Annotated in this window: 2 protein-coding genes and 1 pseudogene; 2 read left to right on the top strand and 1 reads right to left on the bottom strand. The window is 45.9% G+C overall.

Going from position 1 to position 1666, the window contains the following annotated elements; all coding sequences use genetic code 11:
* On the top strand, window positions 1-629 hold a 629-nt coding region (locus tag R8N28_RS24170; RefSeq protein ID WP_318183541.1), incomplete at its 5' end, for a PTS fructose transporter subunit IIC.
* Between the two features lie 309 nt (window positions 630-938).
* A complete protein-coding gene (locus tag R8N28_RS24165) occupies window positions 939-1514 on the top strand; it encodes a porin family protein (RefSeq protein ID WP_025589686.1) in 576 nt (191 codons plus the stop codon).
* Between the two features lie 68 nt (window positions 1515-1582).
* Here R8N28_RS24165 and R8N28_RS27490 read toward each other — a convergent pair.
* A pseudogene (locus R8N28_RS27490) lies at window positions 1583-1666 on the bottom strand (AcrB/AcrD/AcrF family protein); the annotation flags it as partial.

The following is a 1666-nucleotide window of genomic DNA, read 5'->3' as shown; positions in this document are numbered from 1 at the left end:
TGCTCGGAACGTTTATTACCTGCGGGGCGATCATGTGGGTGATTGGTTCTCCTATCGCCAGCAGCATGTTGTGGCTTAATCAATTTTTGGCCTCGATGGCCGATTCTGGCAAAGTTGCTTTAGGCGCGGTGCTCGGGGCGATGACCGCGTTTGATATGGGCGGGCCTATCAACAAAGTCGCCACGCTGTTTGCCCAAACGCAAGTGAACACCCAACCTTGGTTGATGGGTGGAGTCGGCATTGCAATTTGTACCCCACCATTGGGGATGGCGCTGGCCACGCTGTTGTCACCAAGCAAATTTAAGCGGGACGAGCGTGAAGCGGGCAAAGCATCATTCGTGCTAGGTCTGTGCTTTATCTCTGAAGGTGCAATCCCATTCGCAGCGAAAGACCCAATGCGTGTAATCCCATCTTGTATGGCTGGTGGCGCTCTAACAGGTGCTCTATCTATGCTATTCGGCGCGAAACTGATGGCACCTCACGGCGGTCTATTTGTACTGCTTATCCCTAACGCAATTTCTCCAGTCTTGATGTACTTGGTAGCAATTGCTGCAGGTACGGCGGTAACAGGCTTTACCTATGCATTCCTAAAAAACAAAGCGGATGCAAAACAAGAAGTTGCTGCATAAGCAAAACTTAAGCGATTAACACTTAAGCAATTAACAATGCCACCCTCGATTTGGCATTCAGCACCTCCCTTAAATTCCGGTTAAGGGAGGTGTTTTTTATTTCCCCCTCTTCTGACAAAACCATACATTTCGATACTTAACCTTTATTTTTTGACTCGTTATGCTGCACGCATGAGAGGTGCGACTTATTTGCTTAACTAACGCTTCGGTGACTTGTGTTTTTTCAAGTAGCCGATGAAAAATCCCAAAAGCAGATAAAGCCTCTTATATTTCACTTCGTTTTAATCAACATAATAAAGTTAATTACACATGAAAAAAGCTGTCCTTTTGTTAGCTGCTGTTTCAGCATTCGCGCAAGCAAATCAAACTGATGTCGAGAAAAAAGACGTATCAGGCTTTTACCTTGGTGGTGGTATCGGGGTTACAACTGTCTATGACGACAGTGTTTGGCCGTATGCGGTTAATCTGGATTCTAACGACTCCACATACAAACTGTTTGGCGGTTACCAGTTCAACCGTATCGTCGCAATCGAAGCGCAATACACACGCTACGGTGATATTTTTGACAAGTTTGAAGATGCACCACGCACAATGGTAAAACCTGAAAACATCGCTCTAATGGCGAACCTAGGCTACACCTTTGACAGTGGCTGGCGTCCGTTTGCGACGGTTGGCCTTGGTCGTACCGAACTTGATTTTGGCTCTTCGTCAAAAGCAGAAACGTCATTCCGTGCAGGTGTTGGTGGCGAATACTCACCTAAAGCGATCGAGAATCTGAATTTCCGCATCGCTTATGAAGTAGACACATTTGTAATTGACGAAACTTACGATGACTTAACCATCATGATCGGCTCGCTTTACGCTGGTGTTTCTTACAAGTTCTAAAACGAAAAAAGCCCTGAGGAAATCCCTCAGGGCTAGGCAGGAAGCTGACTTAGGTAAGTCAGGAGTCCTTATGCAGTGGTCGGTTTAATCCTAAATAGAATCGCAAACATTACTGGTACAACAATCAATGTTAGTACCGTTGCAAAACCAAG

It is taken from the genome of Vibrio sp. Vb1554 (genome assembly GCF_033344235.1).
This window is presented reverse-complemented; position numbering and strand designations above follow the sequence as displayed.

Bases quoted from the DNA above. Each gene is read 5' to 3' on its own strand.
- R8N28_RS24165 (WP_025589686.1), top strand. From the start codon at position 939: ATGAAAAAAGCTGTCCTTTTGTTAGCTGCTGTTTCAGCATTCGCGCAA.